At 71.6% G+C, this 16,469-nt stretch carries 16 protein-coding genes and 1 riboswitch; of the genes, 6 read left to right on the forward strand and 10 right to left on the reverse strand.

Features of this window, described 5'->3' with window-relative positions:
• Window positions 1-5: 5 nt before the first annotated feature.
• From ABT123_RS15570 to ABT123_RS15580, 3 genes are all read left to right on the forward strand, one after another.
• On the forward strand, window positions 6-419 hold the full coding sequence (locus ABT123_RS15570) for a thiol-disulfide oxidoreductase DCC family protein (RefSeq protein WP_351313920.1): 414 nt from the start codon (window positions 6-8) through the stop codon (window positions 417-419).
• An 11-nt stretch (window positions 420-430) separates the two neighbouring features.
• Entirely contained in the window at window positions 431-1,132 is a 702-nt protein-coding gene (locus ABT123_RS15575; RefSeq protein ID WP_351313689.1) for a TetR/AcrR family transcriptional regulator, read from the forward strand.
• Window positions 1,133-1,193: 61 nt separating this feature from the next.
• Window positions 1,194-2,372, forward strand: coding sequence for a hypothetical protein (locus tag ABT123_RS15580; RefSeq protein ID WP_351313692.1), 1,179 nt, complete (start codon window positions 1,194-1,196; stop codon window positions 2,370-2,372).
• Between the two features lie 18 nt (window positions 2,373-2,390).
• Here ABT123_RS15580 and ABT123_RS15585 read toward each other — a convergent pair whose 3' ends face one another.
• The 3 genes from ABT123_RS15585 to ABT123_RS15595 all read right to left on the reverse strand — a co-directional run bounded on the left by ABT123_RS15585 (window position 2,391) and on the right by ABT123_RS15595 (window position 5,620).
• A complete protein-coding gene (locus ABT123_RS15585; RefSeq protein WP_351313695.1) occupies window positions 2,391-3,947 on the reverse strand; it encodes an ABC transporter substrate-binding protein in 1,557 nt (518 codons plus the stop codon).
• 90 nt (window positions 3,948-4,037) lie between these two features.
• Entirely contained in the window at window positions 4,038-5,369 is a 1,332-nt protein-coding gene (locus tag ABT123_RS15590; protein ID WP_351313698.1) for a metallophosphoesterase, read from the reverse strand.
• Window positions 5,366-5,620 carry an SCO4848 family membrane protein gene (locus ABT123_RS15595; protein ID WP_351313701.1) on the reverse strand — a complete coding sequence of 85 codons (255 nt, stop codon included), beginning with the start codon at window positions 5,618-5,620 and terminating at the stop codon, window positions 5,366-5,368. The genes ABT123_RS15590 and ABT123_RS15595 overlap by 4 nt, the downstream gene beginning before the upstream one ends.
• A gap of 121 nt (window positions 5,621-5,741) precedes the next feature.
• Here ABT123_RS15595 and ABT123_RS15600 point away from each other — a divergent pair, with 121 nt between their 5' ends.
• Window positions 5,742-6,944 (forward strand): D-alanyl-D-alanine carboxypeptidase family protein, encoded by a 1,203-nt coding sequence (locus ABT123_RS15600; protein ID WP_502970964.1) that lies wholly within the window; start codon window positions 5,742-5,744, stop codon window positions 6,942-6,944.
• On the opposite strand, the gene ABT123_RS15605 is transcribed toward ABT123_RS15600, so the two are convergent.
• The 4 genes from ABT123_RS15605 to glyA form a co-directional block, all read right to left on the reverse strand.
• Entirely contained in the window at window positions 6,895-7,827 is a 933-nt protein-coding gene (locus ABT123_RS15605; protein WP_351313704.1) for a YihY/virulence factor BrkB family protein, read from the reverse strand. The genes ABT123_RS15600 and ABT123_RS15605 overlap by 50 nt on opposite strands.
• Window positions 7,828-7,964: 137 nt before the next feature.
• Entirely contained in the window at window positions 7,965-8,552 is a 588-nt protein-coding gene (locus ABT123_RS15610; RefSeq protein ID WP_351313707.1) for a 2'-5' RNA ligase family protein, read from the reverse strand.
• Window positions 8,553-8,657: 105 nt separating this feature from the next.
• Window positions 8,658-9,671, reverse strand: coding sequence for a tryptophan--tRNA ligase (gene trpS / locus ABT123_RS15615; RefSeq protein WP_351313710.1), 1,014 nt, complete (start codon window positions 9,669-9,671; stop codon window positions 8,658-8,660).
• A 160-nt stretch (window positions 9,672-9,831) separates the two neighbouring features.
• Window positions 9,832-11,097, reverse strand: a complete 1,266-nt coding sequence (glyA, locus tag ABT123_RS15620; protein WP_351313713.1) for a serine hydroxymethyltransferase — start codon at window positions 11,095-11,097, stop codon at window positions 9,832-9,834.
• 35 nt (window positions 11,098-11,132) lie between these two features.
• A riboswitch (ZMP/ZTP riboswitch) is annotated at window positions 11,133-11,223 on the reverse strand.
• Window positions 11,224-11,335: 112 nt separating this feature from the next.
• On the opposite strand from glyA, the gene rocD reads away from it, so the two are divergent.
• Window positions 11,336-12,541: an ornithine--oxo-acid transaminase gene (rocD, locus tag ABT123_RS15625; RefSeq protein ID WP_351313716.1), complete on the forward strand. Its 1,206-nt coding sequence runs from the start codon at window positions 11,336-11,338 to the stop codon at window positions 12,539-12,541.
• A gap of 13 nt (window positions 12,542-12,554) precedes the next feature.
• On the opposite strand, the gene ABT123_RS15630 is transcribed toward rocD, so the two are convergent.
• Together ABT123_RS15630 and ABT123_RS15635 are read right to left on the reverse strand one after the other, a co-directional pair.
• Window positions 12,555-13,748, reverse strand: coding sequence for a glutathionylspermidine synthase family protein (locus ABT123_RS15630; RefSeq protein ID WP_351313719.1), 1,194 nt, complete (start codon window positions 13,746-13,748; stop codon window positions 12,555-12,557).
• Window positions 13,749-13,756: 8 nt separating this feature from the next.
• Window positions 13,757-14,056: a hypothetical protein gene (locus tag ABT123_RS15635; protein ID WP_351313722.1), complete on the reverse strand. Its 300-nt coding sequence runs from the start codon at window positions 14,054-14,056 to the stop codon at window positions 13,757-13,759.
• Window positions 14,057-14,171: 115 nt separating this feature from the next.
• Here ABT123_RS15635 and ABT123_RS15640 point away from each other — a divergent pair, with 115 nt between their 5' ends.
• Window positions 14,172-15,017, forward strand: a complete 846-nt coding sequence (locus ABT123_RS15640) for a DMT family transporter (protein WP_351313724.1) — start codon at window positions 14,172-14,174, stop codon at window positions 15,015-15,017.
• Here the strand turns inward: ABT123_RS15640 and pdxR are convergent.
• The gene (pdxR, locus tag ABT123_RS15645; RefSeq protein WP_351313727.1) at window positions 15,014-16,423 is read right to left on the reverse strand and encodes a MocR-like pyridoxine biosynthesis transcription factor PdxR; all 1,410 of its coding nucleotides are present in this window, start codon (window positions 16,421-16,423) and stop codon (window positions 15,014-15,016) included. The genes ABT123_RS15640 and pdxR overlap by 4 nt on opposite strands.
• Between the last annotated feature and the right edge of the window lie 46 nt (window positions 16,424-16,469).

The raw sequence follows: 16,469 nt of genomic DNA on the forward strand, positions 1-16,469 counted from the left end.
TGGCCATGGCAACGGCCGCGGCAACGGGAGCCGTCCACCGGCTGACCGTCCTCTACGACGCCGACTGCTCGCTCTGCGTGCACATCCGGCACTGGCTGCTCGGGCAGCGGTGGCTGGTCCCGCTCCGGCTGATCCCGGCCGGGTCGGTCGCGGCCCGGCAGGCGTATCCGGGGCTGGACCATGCGGCGACCCTCCGCGAGATCACCGTGATCGGCAACCGCGGGCAGATCTGGACCGGCACCGACGCGTTCATCGTCTGCCTGTGGGCCCTGGCCGAACACCGGCCGAAGGCCAACTGGCTGGCCACCGCGGCGGGCCGGCCCTTCGCCCGGGCCACGATGCTGGCCGCCGCCGCCTGGCGCGGGGCCACCCGCGGCGGATCGGCAGCCTGTGACGAGCAGTGCGAGATCCCCGGATAGGCTCGGATACCGTGACGGAACAGAAGGCCCCCAAGAGCGAACAGACCCGGACGCTCATCCTCGAAACCGCGCTCCGGCTCTTCCAGGAGCGCGGTTACGACAAGACGACCATGCGGGCCATCGCCAAGGAGGCCGGGGTCTCGGTAGGCAACGCCTACTACTACTTCGAGTCCAAGGAACACCTGGTCCAGGGCTTCTACGACCGGATCGGCGTGGCCCACCAGGCAGCCGTCCGCCCCATCCTGGACCAGGAGACCGACCTGCAGACCCGGCTCGCCGGAGTCCTGACCGCCTGGCTGGACATCGCCGCGCCCTACCACGAGTTCGCGGCCCAGTTCTTCAAGAACGCGGCGGACCCGGAGAGCCCGCTCAGCCCCTTCTCCCCCGAGTCGGAGCCCGCCCGCAAGCAGGCGATCGACATGCACCGGGAAGTACTGGCGGGAGCGAAGACCAAGGTGCCGGCCGAACTGGCGGACCTGCTCCCCGAGCTGATGTGGCTCTCGCAGATGGGCCTGGTCCTGTACTGGGTCTTCGACCGCTCCGAGAACAGCGAGAAGACCCGCAGGCTCGCCCAGCGCGGCGCCCAGCTGACCACCCGCGGCATCGTGCTGGCCCGCTTCCGGGTGCTGCGCCCGCTGGTCCGCGAGGTGCACGAGCTGTTCACCGACTTCCTCCCGGGCATGGCCCAGGCGGCAAGCGCCCGCAAGGCCTGACGATCACAGCCGTAGCATGGGCATGTCACTCCCCACTTCCGTCACCCGGCGAAAGCGACACATGCATATCAAGCGGTTCTCCGCCGTCCTGGCCTCCCTGCTCTGTCTCGCCACGCTGTCCGCGTGCGAGGACACCAAGAAACCCGCGCCGGCCGGTGCCGCTGCCTCCCCGGCGGCGAGTGCACCCGCGGCGGCACCGACCGGCCTGGCCGAGGCGCAGCGGTACGTACAGAAGTACGCCTCCTGCGAGGACATGAGCACCGACCCCCGCGACCGCCGGCTGCCATCGACCGATCTGACGACGGTCGGCAAGTGGTCCGTGACCGAGCGCGGCGTGTGCAGCGACCGCACCGAGCGCGCCGAGCTCGTCTTCTACATGGTCTCGGACATGAAGGAGTTCCAGGCGGGCTACAAGAAGCGCGTCATGGAGAAGAGGGCCGCCGGGGACGAGACGTACGGCCTGTTCAGCCGGGTGTTCGTCGGCAAGAACTTCGCCGTCACCCCGACCGGGCCGAAGACGGCCCTCGCCCTCTCCCGCTCGGACCTGAGGATCCTCACCTGCCATCCCAGCTTCGGCCCGCCCAAGGGCTACAAGAAGGAGAAGGCCCTGGTGGAGCACTGCACCCTCAGCGACTTCGTGCACGCCGATGACGGCACGGGCAGCCCGAACTTCGAAACCCCGACGGACCCGGGGGCCGGCACCGGCGGACCGGAGAAGCCCGGCCAGCCGGCACACGGCAGCCTGGGCCTGCCCAGCGCGGCCACGATGGCGGAGCTGAAGAAGCTCGTCCATCCGCACACCGTCGACTGCACGACCATGTCCACGGCGTCCGACGAGGTCGCCGTCGAATCCATCGACTACCGGCCGGCCGTGACCGGTGACCCGCGGACCCTGGGCATCACGCAGCGCGCGATCTGCGGCAACACCGGCGGGGCGCAGCGCGCCGGCAACCTGAACTGGCTCGATGTGGTCGGCGATATGACCACCCTGCAGCGGCAGACGAAGGCCGCCCAGCAGGAGGACCTGAAGGACGGCCGGCGGTCGGCCACCACCAGCCGGCTGCTCGTCGGCGAGAACATCGCGGTGGAGACCAACGACGAGAGCGTCCGCTACGGCCTCTACCAGCTCCAGTTCCTGATGCTGGAATGCCGGCCCGGATTCAGCGCCCCGAGCGGCTACCGGCTGGAGCGGTCCAAGGTCGAGGGCTGCGTGCTCACCAACTACGAGGGCAAGCCCTGACCCGGATCCCGGGGCGGGTCAGAGCCAGTTGAGTTCCCACAGGCGCCAGACACCGGTGCCGTCCGAGAGGTGCTGGCCGCCGGTGACGGCGTCGCGGCTGAGGACGTAGTCCTTCTTCTGCCAGATCGGCAGGATCGGGACCCGGTCCGCGACCAGGCGCTGTACCTCGCGGAAGTCGGCGGCGGCCTCGGCCCGGTTGCCGAACGACTGGGTCCGGGTGATGAGTTCGTCGATGGCCTTGTCGGAGAAGCCGTTGTTCATGCTGGAGCCGGCGCCGACCAGCGGGGCGGTGAAGTTGTCCGCGTCCGGGAAGTCGGCGATCCAGCCGATGGTGTAGGCGTCGTAGGCGCCGGCCGCATAGCCCGCCTGGAAGTCCTGCCACTCCTTCACGGCCTCGGTCGTCACCCGGAACAGGCCGGTGGCCTCCAGCTGCTTCTTGATCTCGGCCGCCTCGGCGACGTTCGCGCCGCGCACATTGAAGCCGAGGGTGAAGGAGACCGGGGTGGTGATCTTGGCGTCCTTGAGGATCTGCTGGGCGACCTCGGCGTTCGGCTGCTGGTAGGCGTCGAAGAACGGCGTGCTGTGGCCGTTGATGCCCTTCGGGATCAGCGAGTAGAGCGGGGCGACCGTGCCGCTGTACGTCCCCTTCGCCAGCTTGCCGCGGTCCAGCACGGCGGCCACCGCCTTGCGGACGGCCGGCTGGGCCATGGGCTTGCCGGGCCGGACGTTGAAGACCATGTTGCGGGTCTCGGTGCCGCCGGACTGCTGGTACCGGACGTCCTTCAGGCTCGGGTTGAGGCCGGCCAGCACGGCTGGGGGCAGATCCCGGTGGGCGACGTGGACTTGGCGGGTCTCCCAGGCCCGGTTCAGCTCGTCGGAACTCTCGTAGTACCGGACGGTGACCGGGACATGGGCCGGCTTGGCCTCGCCCGTGTACGAGGGATTCGGGGTGAGCTCGGCGCTGATGCCGGGCTTGAACGACTTCAGGGTGTACGGGCCTGAGCCGTCGAGCGTGTTGCCCTTGCGGAGGGTGTTCGCCGGGTACTTGTCCTTGTCGACGATCGAGCCCGCACCCGTCGCGATCTTGAAGGGGAAGGTGGCGTCCCGGGCGGACAGGTTGAAGGTGACCGTCCGGCCCTCGGCCTTGACCGATTCCAGGGTGCTGAGCAGGGACACCGGGCCCTGCTCGGACCTGATCACCTTGATCCGGTCGAAGGAGAACTTCACGTCCTCGGCGGTGATCTCGCGCCCGCCGGCGAATTTCAGGCCGGGGCGCAGCTCGCACCGGTAGGTGGTGAGTTTCTGGCCGATGAACGCGCAGGAGCTCGCGGCGTCCGGAACCGGGGTCTCCGAGCCCGCCTTGACGGTCATCAGCGACTGGTAGACGTTGCTGTACAGCGCCCACGAGCCGGCGTCGTAGGCGCCGGCCGGGTCCAGCGAGGAGGCGACATCGGTGGTGCCGACCTTGATCGCGTCCTTCTTCTCGTCGTCGGACGGCAGCAACTGCCAGCCCGCGACGCCGGCGGCGGCCAGCACCAAGCCTCCGGCGATCACCTTTCTACCGACCGACCCCACGCTGAACTCTCCCCCCGTTGTCCGAATACCGGTCACCCAATCACGGAAAATTCCGCGGCGGAAGGTCGATTCGCCACCGAATCGGCGGTGTCACGCCTGATATGAGGCGAGTTCTACCACCGTGATGTCGGACGGTGCCCCGACCCTCACGGGCGGTCCCCAGGCACCCGCGCCACGGGACACGTACAGCTGGGTGTCCCCGTGGCGTTCGAGACCGGCGAGGGTGGGATTGGCCAGGTCGGCAAGGTAGTTCCCGGGCCAGAGCTGGCCGCCGTGGGTGTGGCCGGACAGCTGGAGGTCGACGCCGTGGGCGACGGCCTGGTCGATGACCACGGGCTGGTGGGCGAGGAGTACGGCGGTCCGGGTGCGGTCCCGGTCGCCGAGCGCCCGGGCGAAGTCCGGCCCCTGGCCCTCGCTCTCGCCGGCGACGTCGTTGACCCCGGCAAGGTCGAAGTACGGCAGTTCGCGGCGGGCGTTCTCCAGGGGGTGCAGGCCGAGTTCCCGGACGTGGTCGACCCACTCCTCGGCGCCGGAGAAGTACTCGTGGTTGCCGGTGACGAAGAAGGCGCCGTGCCGGGCCCGGAGGCGGGCCAGCGGCTCGGCGGCCGGCCCGAGGTTCTCGACGGAGCCGTCGACGAGGTCGCCGACGACGGCGATCAGGTCGGGCTGGGTGCGGTTGATCGTCGCGACGATGCGCTCGGTGTGGGCGCGGCCGAGGATCGGGCCGAGGTGGATGTCGCTGACCACGGCCACCCGGAAGCCGTGCGCCGCGCGGGGGAGCTTGGCGAGGGGGACGGTGACGCGCTTGACCCGGGGGCCGCGGAGGACACCGTGGGTGCCGTAGCCGACGGTTCCGCCGGCGGCCACGACCGCGGCGGCGGCGATGCTCCGGGCGACGAAGACCCGCCGGCTGACCCCGGGCCCGCCGGGCTCCTCGCCGGGCTCCTCGGCCGGGGCGGCGGCCTCCGCCGCTCCGGACCGCTCCGCCGCACCGGGGCCGGCGCCCACGGCCGGGGCGGGGACCTCGACCGGGACCTCCGCCCGGATCTCCGCCGGAACCTCCGCAGGGATCTCCGCCGGGGTCTTGGCCGGAGCGGTCGTGACTCCGGACCGGCGCAGCCACACCGCCCGGACCGGTTCGGCCACCAGCATCGCCAGCGTCAGGTACAGCAGGACCGCCAGCCAGAGGAAGCCCGGCCAGGCCACCGCCTGCTGGAACCAGAAGGGCGCCCCGGCCCGCTCCGACACCAGCGCGGCCACCGCGAGCAGCGGCAGCGCCCACGCGGTCACGGTCAGGACGCGGCGGGCCCGGGAGCCGGCCGTCGTGGTGTCACGGACCAGCCGGATCCACAGCCAGCGGTGGACCAGGAACAGCAGCGCGAAGACGGCCAGCGCGACCAGGGCGAAGATCAGGACGGTCATGTGGCGTCACGTGATTCTCGACGCAGCGCCCGCACCCCGCGCAACCCGATCCAGCCGACCGCCGTCCCCAGAAGAAAGGACGTGATCGCCAGGATCAGATGGACCCAGAAATACGCGGTCGGGTCACCCGCGTCGTCGAAGGCCAGGCCACTGCCGTCCTTCCAGAGGTTCCGGACGAAGGACACCCAGATGAACCAGCTCCACACGCCGAAGGCGAGCAGGAACCAGGAGGCGGCGCGGCCGAGTTTCATACCTCCAGTATCCGGCGGGTCCCCGGGACGGACGCGCCGGGGTGGGCTGTCCCGACGGGGCTTGCGGCTTGTTGGCCCAACCGCGAAGGCAGACCGACAAAAGGAAGGTAATTTCACCATCGTGTCTGCCAAAAAGACCGTAGTGATGGTCATGTCCGCCGCGCTGCTGCTCCCCGGTGTGCTCGCGGCCCCCGCGCACGCCGACGACCCCAAGAAGGGGCCGGTGCCGCCGGCCCAGATGTCCACCCTCGGCGGGGCCCGGCTCGGCCAGCCCGGTACGCAGGTCAACCTGCTGCCCGGGGCGCCCGCGCTGCCCACCAGCCTGACCGGCCGGTCGTGGATCATCGCGGACGCCGAGTCGGGTGAGGTGCTGGCCTCACACAACGCGCACTGGCGGCTGCCCCCGGCCTCCACCCTCAAGATGCTCTTCGCGGACACGGTGCTCCCCACGCTGCCCAAGGACAAGGTGCGCAAGGTCGGCTACGAGGACACCGAAGGGGTCGGCGCGGGCAGCAGCACGGTCGGCATCAAGGAGGGCTTCGACTACTCCGTCCACGACCTGTGGCTCGGGGTGTTCCTCCGCTCCGGCAACGACGCCGTACACGTCCTGGCCGCGATGAACGGCGGCATCGACAAGACCGTCAAGGACATGCAGGCGCACGCCGAGGAGCTCCAGGCCCTCGACACCCATGTGGTGACCCCGGACGGGTACGACGCGCCCGGCCAGGTGTCCAGCGCGTACGACCTCACGCTGTTCGCCCGCTCGGGCATGCAGAAGAAGGACTTCCGGGAGTACGCCGGCACCGCGAGCGCGAAGTTCCCCGGCATGCAGGTGCCGGGCAAGCCGCGCGAGACCTTCGAGATCCAGAACACCAACCGGCTGATGACCGGCGCGGTCGGGCTCGCCCCGTACAAGGGCATTGCCGGGGTGAAGAACGGCACCACCACCATGGCCGGGTCCACCTTCACCGGGATCGCCCAGCGCGGGGACCGGAAGCTGCTGGTCACCGTGATGAACCCGAGCGCGGGCGGCGGCAATGCCGTTTACCACGAGACGGCCGCGCTGCTGAACTGGGGCTTCGATGCGATCGGCAAGGTCAAGCCGGTCGGCGAGCTGGTGCCGCCGAAGAGCGCGGACACCGGCCCGCTCGGCTCGCCCGCCCAGTCCCACGACAACACCCCGGCGGCGGCCGAGAAGGAGTCGGGAGGTTTCGGTATCGCCCTGGCCGTGACCGGCGGCGCGCTGGTGGCGCTGGCCGGCGGGGTCCTCGTGGTCAACCGGCGCTGGCCGCGCGGCCGGGGGACCCGTCGCCCTCAGGAGTGAATTCCGCCGACCCGTCGTCCGACCCGTCGACCGGCCCCTCGTCGGTGGCGGTCCAGGCCGCGCAGAACAGCAGCAGCTTCGCCGTGAAGTTGATCCACAGCAGCAGGGCGATGGGCACGCCGAAGGCGCCGTACATGCTCTTCGTCGCGACCTCCCGCATATAGCCGCTGAGCAGCAGCTTCAGCAGTTCAAAGCCCGCCGCGCCGATCAGTGCCGCCTCGATCAGCCGGCGGCGCGGCGGGTGCACCCCGGGCAGCAGGGTGAGCAGGTACAGCAGGAGCAGGAAGGCGGCGATCACCCCGACCCCGAAGGCGCCGGCCCGCAGCACGACCCCGCCGGTGCCGCGCTCGGGGATGCCCAGCCAGTCGCCGAACCGGCCGACGGCGGTGGAACCGAGGATCGAGGCGAGCGCGGAGGCCAGGGCGGCGGCACCGAGGCCGAGCAGCACCAGGGCGTCCTTGCCCTTGCGGACCACCGGGTTCCCCTCGTCCTCGTCGTCCTTCTCCCAGACCGCGCGCAGGCATTCCCGCATGGAGCCGACCCAGCTGATGCCGGTGAGGAGGAGGAGGGCGCCGGCCACCAGTCCGATGGTGGCCGCGTTGTCGACCAGGCCCGAGAGGTTGAGCTGTTCGGAGATCCCGGGCACCTGCTCGGCGAGGCTGTCCTCCAGCTTCTGCAGCTGGCCCGGGGTGAGCAGCGCCGCGCCGACCGCCGCGGCCACGGCGATCAGCGGGAAGAGCGCGAGGAAGCTGATGAAGGTGATGGCGGCGGCGAGCCGGTTCCAGTGCGTCCGTTCGAGACGCTCGTACGCGTGCCACGGGCGGGACCGCATCACACGGGTCACCAGTGGGCCGATCACGGGGAGCTTCTTCAGCCAGTCCATGCGGGCACCGTAATGTGAGACGCCGGAAATAGCCGGGATTGCCGCTTTTGGGCGCTACGGTCGTCCACTGTGACTTTTCGCCCGATGCACGTGCTCGTGCTGCGCCGACTCCGCTTCCTGACCCTGCGTGTGCTCCCTCAGGAGCGTCGTATGGTCGGCTCGTCGACCGGGGAGCCGAGCTGCGCCGGGACGCCGGCCGGGCCGCGCCCGAACGGGTACTCGCGCAGCTTGCGCCAGACCCCGTCGGAGCCCTGCTCGTAGAGCGCGAAGCCCTCGCAGACCCAGTCGGCCGCATAGTCGGCCAGCTCGGCGAAGGCCAGGTCCATCGCTTCCTCGGAGATCCCGTGGGCGACGGTGACGTGCGGGTGGTACGGGAACGCCAGCTCGCGGCGGAGCGGCCCCTCGGGGTCGCGGACCTGGCCCTGGAGCCGGGTGCAGCCCGCGCCGCCCTCGACCACCTGGACGAAGACCACCGGGGAGAGCGGGCGGAAGCTGCCGGTGCCGGCCAGCCGCATCGGGAAGGCCCGGAAGGCCGCGGCGACCTCGGTGAGGTGGGCCCGGATCTCCGGGAGCCGGTCCGCCTCCACCTCGGTGGGCGGCAGCAGGGTGACATGCGTGGGGATGCCGTACGCGGCGGCGTCCCCGAAGCCGGCCCGCCGCTGCTGGAGCTGGCTGCCGTACGGCTCCGGGACCGCGATCGAAACGCCGAGCGTTACGGTCCCCACGTATGTCTCCTCGTGTCTGTGTGTCGGCTGTGGCCCGAGTGTGCCGAGTGTGCCGCCCTCCAGTGTGGGGGCAGCACCCCCGTTCCTGCCAGGGTCCTCGGATCGTCAGTGCTTGGCGGGGAGGAAGCCCAGGTGGTCGTAGGCCTGGGCGAGGGTCTCGGCGGCGACCGCCCGCGCCTTCTCCGCGCCCCTGGCCAGCACGGCGTCCAGCTCCGCCGGGTCGTCCAGGTACTCCTGGGTGCGCTGCTTGAAGGGTGTGACGAAATCGACCATCACGGCGGCGAGGTCGGTCTTCAGCGCGCCGTAGCCCTTGCCCTCGTACTTCTCCTCCAGGACCGGGATGGCGGTGCCGGTGAGGGTGGAGTAGATGGTGAGCAGGTTGCTGACGCCGGGCTTGTTCTCCGTGTCGAAGCGGATCACGGTGTCGGTGTCGGTGACCGCGCTCTTGATCTTCTTCTCGGTGACCTTGGGCTCGTCGAGGAGGTTGACCAGGCCCTTGGGCGAGGACGCCGACTTCGACATCTTGATCGCCGGGTCCTGGAGGTCGTAGATCTTCGCGACCTCCTTGACGATGTACGGCGCGGGGAGGGTGAAGGTCTGGCCGAAGCGCTGGTTGAAGCGCTCGGCGAGGTCCCGGGTCAGCTCGATGTGCTGGCGCTGGTCCTCACCGACCGGCACGGCGTTCGCCTGGTACAGGAGGATGTCGGCGACCTGGAGAATCGGATAGGTGAACAGTCCGACGGTCGCGTTGTTGACGCCGCCCTTGGCGGACTTGTCCTTGAACTGGGTCATCCGGCTGGCCTCGCCGAACCCGGTGATGCAGTTCATGACCCAGCCGAGCTGCGCGTGCTCGGGCACATGGCTCTGGACGAACAGCGTGCAGCGCTCGGGGTCGAGCCCGGCGGCGAGGAGCTGGGCGGCGGACAGCCGGGTGTTCTGCCGGAGGGCCGCGGGCTCCTGCGGCATGGTGATCGCGTGCAGGTCGACGACCATGTAGAAGGCGTCGTGCGTCTCCTGCAGGGCGACGTACTGGCGGATGGCTCCGAGGTAGTTCCCGAGGTGGAACGAACCGGAGGTGGGCTGGATACCGGAGAGCGCGCGAGGACGATCAGAAGCCATGCACCCATTCTCTCAGGTGTGGGGGGTCACTCGGGCCCGCCGGCGGCCGAATCTCACCCCGGCCGGGCGACCGCTTTCCCGGGGCGGAGCCCGACTCCAGCCCCGCCGGCGTTTGAGGCGCGGGGTCTGGGGCGGCGCCCCAGGACGGCGGGCCGCAGGGCTACGACAGCGGGAGCCCGGGGGCCGGGAAGGCTGCCATCAGGTCGGCGACCTCGGCGCGGATCGCGGCCAGGGCGGGCTCGTCCCCGGCTGCGGCTGCGGCGACGGACCGCACGATCCAGTCCGCGACCTGTGGCATGTGGGAGGCGTCCAGCCCGCGGGAGGTCAGCGACGGGGTGCCGATCCGGATCCCGGACGGGTCGAACGGCTTGCGCGGGTCGAACGGGACGGTGTTGTAGTTGACCACGATCCCCGCCCGGTCCAGCGCCTTCGCCGCGGTCTTCCCCGGCACCCCCTGCGCCGTGAGGTCCATCAGCACCAGGTGGTTGTCGGTACCGCCCGACACCAGGTCGAAGCCCCGCTCCAGCAGCGCCGCCGCGAGAGCCTTCGCGTTGGCCACCACCGCGTGCGCGTACGACACGAAGGACGGCTGGGCCGCCTCGTGCAGGGCCACCGCGATGCCCGCCGTCGTCTGGTTGTGCGGGCCGCCCTGGAGGCCCGGGAAGACCGCCTTGTCGATGGCCTTCGCGTGCTCCTCCCGGCACATCAGCATCGCGCCCCGCGGCCCCCGCAGTGTCTTGTGGGTGGTCGTCGAGACTACGTCCGCGTACGGCACCGGCGAGGGGTGCGCCCCGCCCGCGATCAGGCCGGCGATGTGCGCCACGTCGGCGACCAGGACCGAGCCCGCCTCCTTCGCGATCGACGCGAAGGCCTCGAAGTCGATGGTGCGCGGCAGCGCCGTACCCCCACAGAAGATGATCTTCGGGCGCTCGGCGAGGGCCTGCTCGCGCACCGCGTCGTAGTCGATCAGGCCGCTGTCAGCGCGCACGCCGTACTGCACGCCCCGGAACCACGAACCGGTGGCCGAGACCCCCCAGCCGTGTGTCAGGTGGCCGCCCATCGGCAACGCCATGCCCATCACCGTGTCACCCGGCCGGGCGAAGGCCAGGTACACGGCCAGGTTCGCCGGGGAGCCCGAGTACGGCTGGACGTTGGCGTGGTCGACGCCGAACAGGCCCTTCGCCCGCTCGACCGCGAGCGCCTCCACCCGGTCGATGTTCTGCTGGCCCTCGTAGTACCGGCGGCCGGGGTAGCCCTCGCTGTACTTGTTCTGCAGCACCGTCCCGGAGGCCTCCAGCACGGCGGCGGAGACGTAGTTCTCACTGGGGATCAGACGCAGGGTGTCGGCCTGGAGCCGTTCCTCCGCGGCGACGAGCGCGGCGAGCTCGGGATCGGTGGACAGCAGGGCGGGATGGCGCGCGGTCATGGCGGGCTCCTCCGGGGTCGATGGTGGTTCGTACCCCGCGAGGCCCAGGCGAGCGGCCCTGTGTGCGGACGTGCGCGCACGACTCCCCCGGAGTTGGATCTCCGTACGCCAGTCGCCGTGCGTACCGCACACCTTATCGGCCCCGACACCCGGACGCTTTCCCCGTCCGCGGCGAGGAGCGACGATAGAAAGTGACGCCACCCACGTCACAGGCCAGGACGGACGAAACGGAGACCCCGTGTCGACAACTGCTGATGCCATCCGCTCCGCCGACGCGCACGCCGCGCACACCTATCACCCGCTTCCCGTCGTGGTCGCCTCAGCCGAAGGTGCCTGGATGACGGACGTCGAGGGCAGGCGGTACCTCGACATGCTCGCCGGTTACTCGGCTCTCAACTTCGGCCACGGCAACCGCCGTCTGATCGATGCCGCCAAGGCTCAGCTGGAGCGGGTGACCCTCACCTCGCGGGCCTTCCACCACGTCCGGTTCGCCGACTTCTGCGCGCAGCTCGCCGAGCTGTGCGGCAAGGAGATGGTGCTTCCCATGAACACGGGTGCAGAAGCGGTCGAGACGGCGGTGAAGACGGCCAGAAAGTGGGGCTACGAAGTCAAGGGCGTACCGGACGGGCACGCCAAGATCGTGGTCGCCGCCGACAACTTCCACGGCCGGACCACCACCATCGTGTCCTTCTCCACGGACCACGAGGCCCGCGACCACTTCGGGCCCTACACCCCCGGGTTCGAGATCGTCCCGTACGGCGACCTGACCGCGTTGTCCGCGGCCGTCACCGAGAACACGGTGGCGGTGCTGCTGGAGCCGATCCAGGGCGAGGCCGGGGTGCTGGTGCCGCCGGCCGGCTACCTGCGCGGTGTACGGGAACTGACCCGGCGGCGGAACGTCCTGTTCATGGCGGACGAGATCCAGTCGGGCCTCGGGCGCACCGGGAAGACCTTCGCCTGTGAGCACGAGGAGGTCGTCCCGGACGTCTACATCCTGGGCAAGGCACTCGGCGGCGGAGTGGTGCCGGTGTCGGCGGTGGTCGCCGACCGGGACGTGCTCGGGGTGTTCCGGCCCGGCGAGCACGGCTCCACCTTCGGCGGCAACCCGCTGGCCTGCGCGGTCGCCCTGGAGGTCATCGCGATGCTGCGCACCGGCGAGTACCAGCAGCGGGCCGCCGAGCTGGGCGACCACCTGCACGGGGAGCTGGGCCTGCTGACCGGCGGGGGCGCGGTGACCGCCGTCCGCGGGCGGGGCCTGTGGGCCGGGGTGGACATCGACCCCTCGCACGGCACCGGGCGGCAGATCTCCGAACGGCTGATGGAACGCGGGGTGCTGGTGAAGGACACCCACGGCTCCACCATCCGGATCGCCCCGCCACTGGTGATCAGCAAGGAGGACCTCGACTGGGGCCTGGACCAGCTGCGCGCCGAGCTGTCCGTCTAGCCGAATTATCCCTTTAGAGGATCACGTGGGGCAGGAAGCGGGCGTACTCGTCCGTGATCAGCCCCGCGGACTCCCGGATGCCGAGCCCCGCCGCCTCGTCCTCGACGACCCACGCACCGAGCACCACGCGGTTGCCGTCGAACTCGGGCAGCGGGGCAAGGGCCTGGAAGCAGTACGTCTCCCCGTCCTGCGGGGTGAACGGCACCCCGTCCGGACCCGGTTCGTGGACCGTGACCCCGGCACCCTCGCGGCCGAGCAGCGGCTTGGCCACGTACCCGCCGTCCTCGGCGAGTTCGCGCGGGCCGTCGAGGTAGGCGGGCAGCAGGTTCGGGTGCTCGGGGAAGAGCTCCCACAGGACCGCCAGCAGCGCCTTGTTGGAGAGCAGCATCTTCCAGACGGGCTCGATCCAGCAGGTGGTGCCGGAACCGCCGCCGTTGTCCATCGTGTCCAGGACCTGCGGGGCGAACGGGTCGGTGGCCAGCCACTCCCACGGGTAGAGCTTGAAGCAGCTGCGGATGAAGCGGAGCTTCTCGTCCACGAACCGGCCGGACAGCCGGTCCCAGCCGATCTTCTCCACGGCCAGGGCGTGCGTTTCGATGCCGGCCTGCTCGGCGGTCTCCTGGAGGTAGGCGACCGTCATCAGGTCCTCGCCGAGCTCGTCGGCCTCGGAGTGCGCGAAGTGCAGCGGGCCGGGCGGCAGCAGCTCGGCCTGGCGGCGCCAGGCGTCCACGAGGCGCTCGTGGAGGGAGTTCCACTGGTCGGCGCCGGGGAAACGCTCCTCCATCCAGAACCACTGCGGGCTGGCCGCCTCCACCAGGGAGGTGGGGGTGTCCGCGTTGTACTCCAGCATCTTGGCCGGGCCGGTGCCGTCGTAGCGCAGGTCGAAGCGGCCGTAGAGGGAGGGCTGTTCGGTGCGGCGGCCCCAGGACTCCACGATCCGCTCGCGCAGCCGGGGGTCGGTGATCCCGAGGTCGGCGAAACGGTCCTGCTCCACGATGTGCGCGGCGGCGGCCAGGCACATGGCGTGCAGGTCCTCGACCACGTCCTCCAGCGCCTCCACCTCGGGGAGGCTGAAGGCGTAGTAGGCGCTCTCGTCCCAGTAGGGGCGCAGGGAGTCGTCCGGGTAGCGGGTGAGCGGGTAGATCAGCCCCTGCTCCTCGACGGTCTGCTGCCAGCCGGGGCGGGGCTCGATGGTGTGCCGCTGCATGCCGGTGCTCAGCCGCCGCTGGAGGAGGAGCCGCCGCCGATGCCGCCCCGCTCGACGGCCTTCTTGTCGAAGCTGCCGCCGGACACCTTGTTGCCGGTGGGGACGTGGCCGCCGTAGTAGTACGAGCCCCGGCCGCCCTTCTTGCACTCCTCCATGGAGTACTGGTCGAGCGTGAGGCGGTCGGCGCAGCGCCGGTCCGGCTCCTTGCTGCTGCCGCAGGCGACCAGGGCCGCCGCGAGCAGACCCATGCCGCCGAGGGCGACCCCGCCGGAACGCATGCGTCGCCGAGTACTGGTGCTGCTGTCCATGTCCGATGCTCCCCCTGACGGTGGCGTACAGCGGACAGACTAGAGCCGGGGGTGGAGGGGACGGAATCCGGCCGTCTGATCACCCCTCCACTACAGTCTGTTTGTGCTGATTGGGATGCTTTCTGCGCTGGGCGCGGCCGTCTGTTTCGGTACGGCCTCGGTGCTCCAGGCGGTCGCGGCCCGGGCCGCGGCCGGTCCGTCCGGCGGCTCGGGGGTGGATGCGGCCCTGCTGCTGCGGGCGCTCCGGCAGTGGCGGTATCTGCTCGGTCTGGCGCTCGACGGGGCCGGGTTCGTCCTCCAGATCATCGCGCTGCGCCACCTCCCGATCTACGCGGTGAGCGCTGCGCTGGCGGCCAGTCTCGCCGTGACGGCGGTGGTGGCCTCCCGGCTGATGCGGGTGCGGCTGAGCCGGACGGAATGGACGGCGGTCGGCGTGGTCTGCGCCGGCCTCTTCATGCTCGGCCTCGCCGCGGGCCCGGAGGGCACCCGGCCCGGCTCGACCGCCCTGCGGCTGGGCCTGCTCCTGACGGCGGTGCTGATCCTGCTGGCGGGCGCGGCGGCGGGCCGGCTGCCGGACGGGCCGCGGGCCCTGGTGCTGGGGCTGGGGGCCGGCGCCGGCTTCGGGGTGGTGGAGGTCGCGGTCCGCCTGATCGACGAGATCTCCCCGGCCGTCCTGACCAATCCGGCGCTGTACGCCCTGCTGCTGGGCGGCGCCGCCGGCTTCCTGCTGCTGACCTCGGCGCTGGCACGCGGTTCGGTGACGGCCGCAACGGCCGGCATGGTCCTCGGCGAGACGATCGGGCCGGCCCTGATCGGCGTGGTCTGGCTGGGCGACACCACCCGCCCGGGCCTGTCCTGGCTGGCGATCCTCGGCTTCGTGGTGGCAGTGGCGGGCGCCCTGGCCCTGGCCCGCTTCGGCGACCCGGGCGAGGGGCCCGGGCCGGGGCCGGACGCCGCCTAGGGAAGGGCGGCGGAGAGGGCGGCCAGGGTGGGGGCCCAGGCGCTGTCCGTCGGGGTGCCGTAGCCGACCACCAGTGCGTCGCGGGGCGGCAGGTCCGCCTCCGGGTGCCGGAAGCCCGACAGGCCGTCCAGGGCCAGGCTGTGCCAGGCGGCGGCCTGGAGGACGGCCCGCTCGGTGCCCGGCGGCAGGTCCAGGACCGCGTGCAGCCCCGCCGCGATCCCGGAGACCGCGACCCGCCCGCCCAGCGCCGCGACCAACTGGTCCCGCCGGCGCCGGTACCGCAGCCGCATGCCGCGTACGTGCCGGTCGTACGCCCCCGAGGTGATGAACTGCGCCAGGGTCAGCTGCTCCAGCGCGCTGCAGGTCCAGTCGACCGGGCCGCGGGCCGCCAGCACCTCGTCCAGCAGGCCCGGCGGGACCACCATCCAGCCGATCCGCAGCCCCGGCGCCAGGGACTTGCTGGCCGTTCCCAGGTACACCACCCGGTCGGGGTCCAGGCTCTGCAGCGCCCCGACCGGCTGGCGGTCGTAGCGGAACTCCCCGTCGTAGTCGTCCTCCAGGATCACCCCGCCGGCGGCCCGCGCCCAGTCCACCGCAGCCGCCCGCCGCTCCGGGGTCAGCGCGGCCCCGGTCGGGAACTGGTGCGCCGGGGTGAGCAGGACCGCCCCCGCGGCCATGCCGGACAGGTCCGGGGTGCACGCGCCCGCCGCGTCCAGCGGCAGCGGACGGGTCCGCAGCCCCTCCGCCGCCAGCAGGCCCCGGTGCACGCCCAGGCCGTACGACTCGACCGCCACCTCCCGCACCCGCCGGGCCCGCAGCACCCGGGCCATCAGCATCAGCCCGTGCACGAAGCCCGCGCACAGCACGATCCGCTCCGGGTCCGCGTACACCCCGCGGGCCCGCGCCAGGTATCCGGCGAGGGCCTCCCGCAGCTCCACCCGGCCGCGCGGGTCCCCGTACCCGAAGGCCTCGTTCGGGGCGTCCGTCAGGGCTCGGCGGGCCGCCGTCAGCCAGGCCGCGCGCGGAAAGCCGCCGAGGTCCGGGGAGCCGGGCAGCAGGCTGTACGTTGCCCGGCCCTGCCGGGTGGGAAGGCGTACCAGCGGCGCCGCGGCGCCCTTGCGGGGCCGGGCCCGCGGCGCGACCCGGGTGCCGGAGCCCTGCCGGGCCGTGAGCCAGCCCTCGGCGACCAGCTCGGCGTACGCCTCGGCGACCGTGTTGCGGGCGATGCCCAGGTCGGCGGCGAGGCTGCGGGAGGACGGCAGCCGGACGCCGGGCGCCAGCCGGCCCCCGCGCACGGCCTCCCGCAGCGCCTCGGCGAGACCGGCCTTCAGCCCGCGGCCGGCGGCCGGCTCCAGATGCAGATCGGCGCCGTCGAAGCCGATCGAATTGGCCCAGGAATCCGTCATGGATATGGACCATATCGGCGGACGCTCCACGGCCTACGGTGGATAC

This window comes from Streptomyces sp. NPDC002054 (genome assembly GCF_040296685.1).
GTDB lineage: Bacteria > Actinomycetota > Actinomycetes > Streptomycetales > Streptomycetaceae > Streptomyces.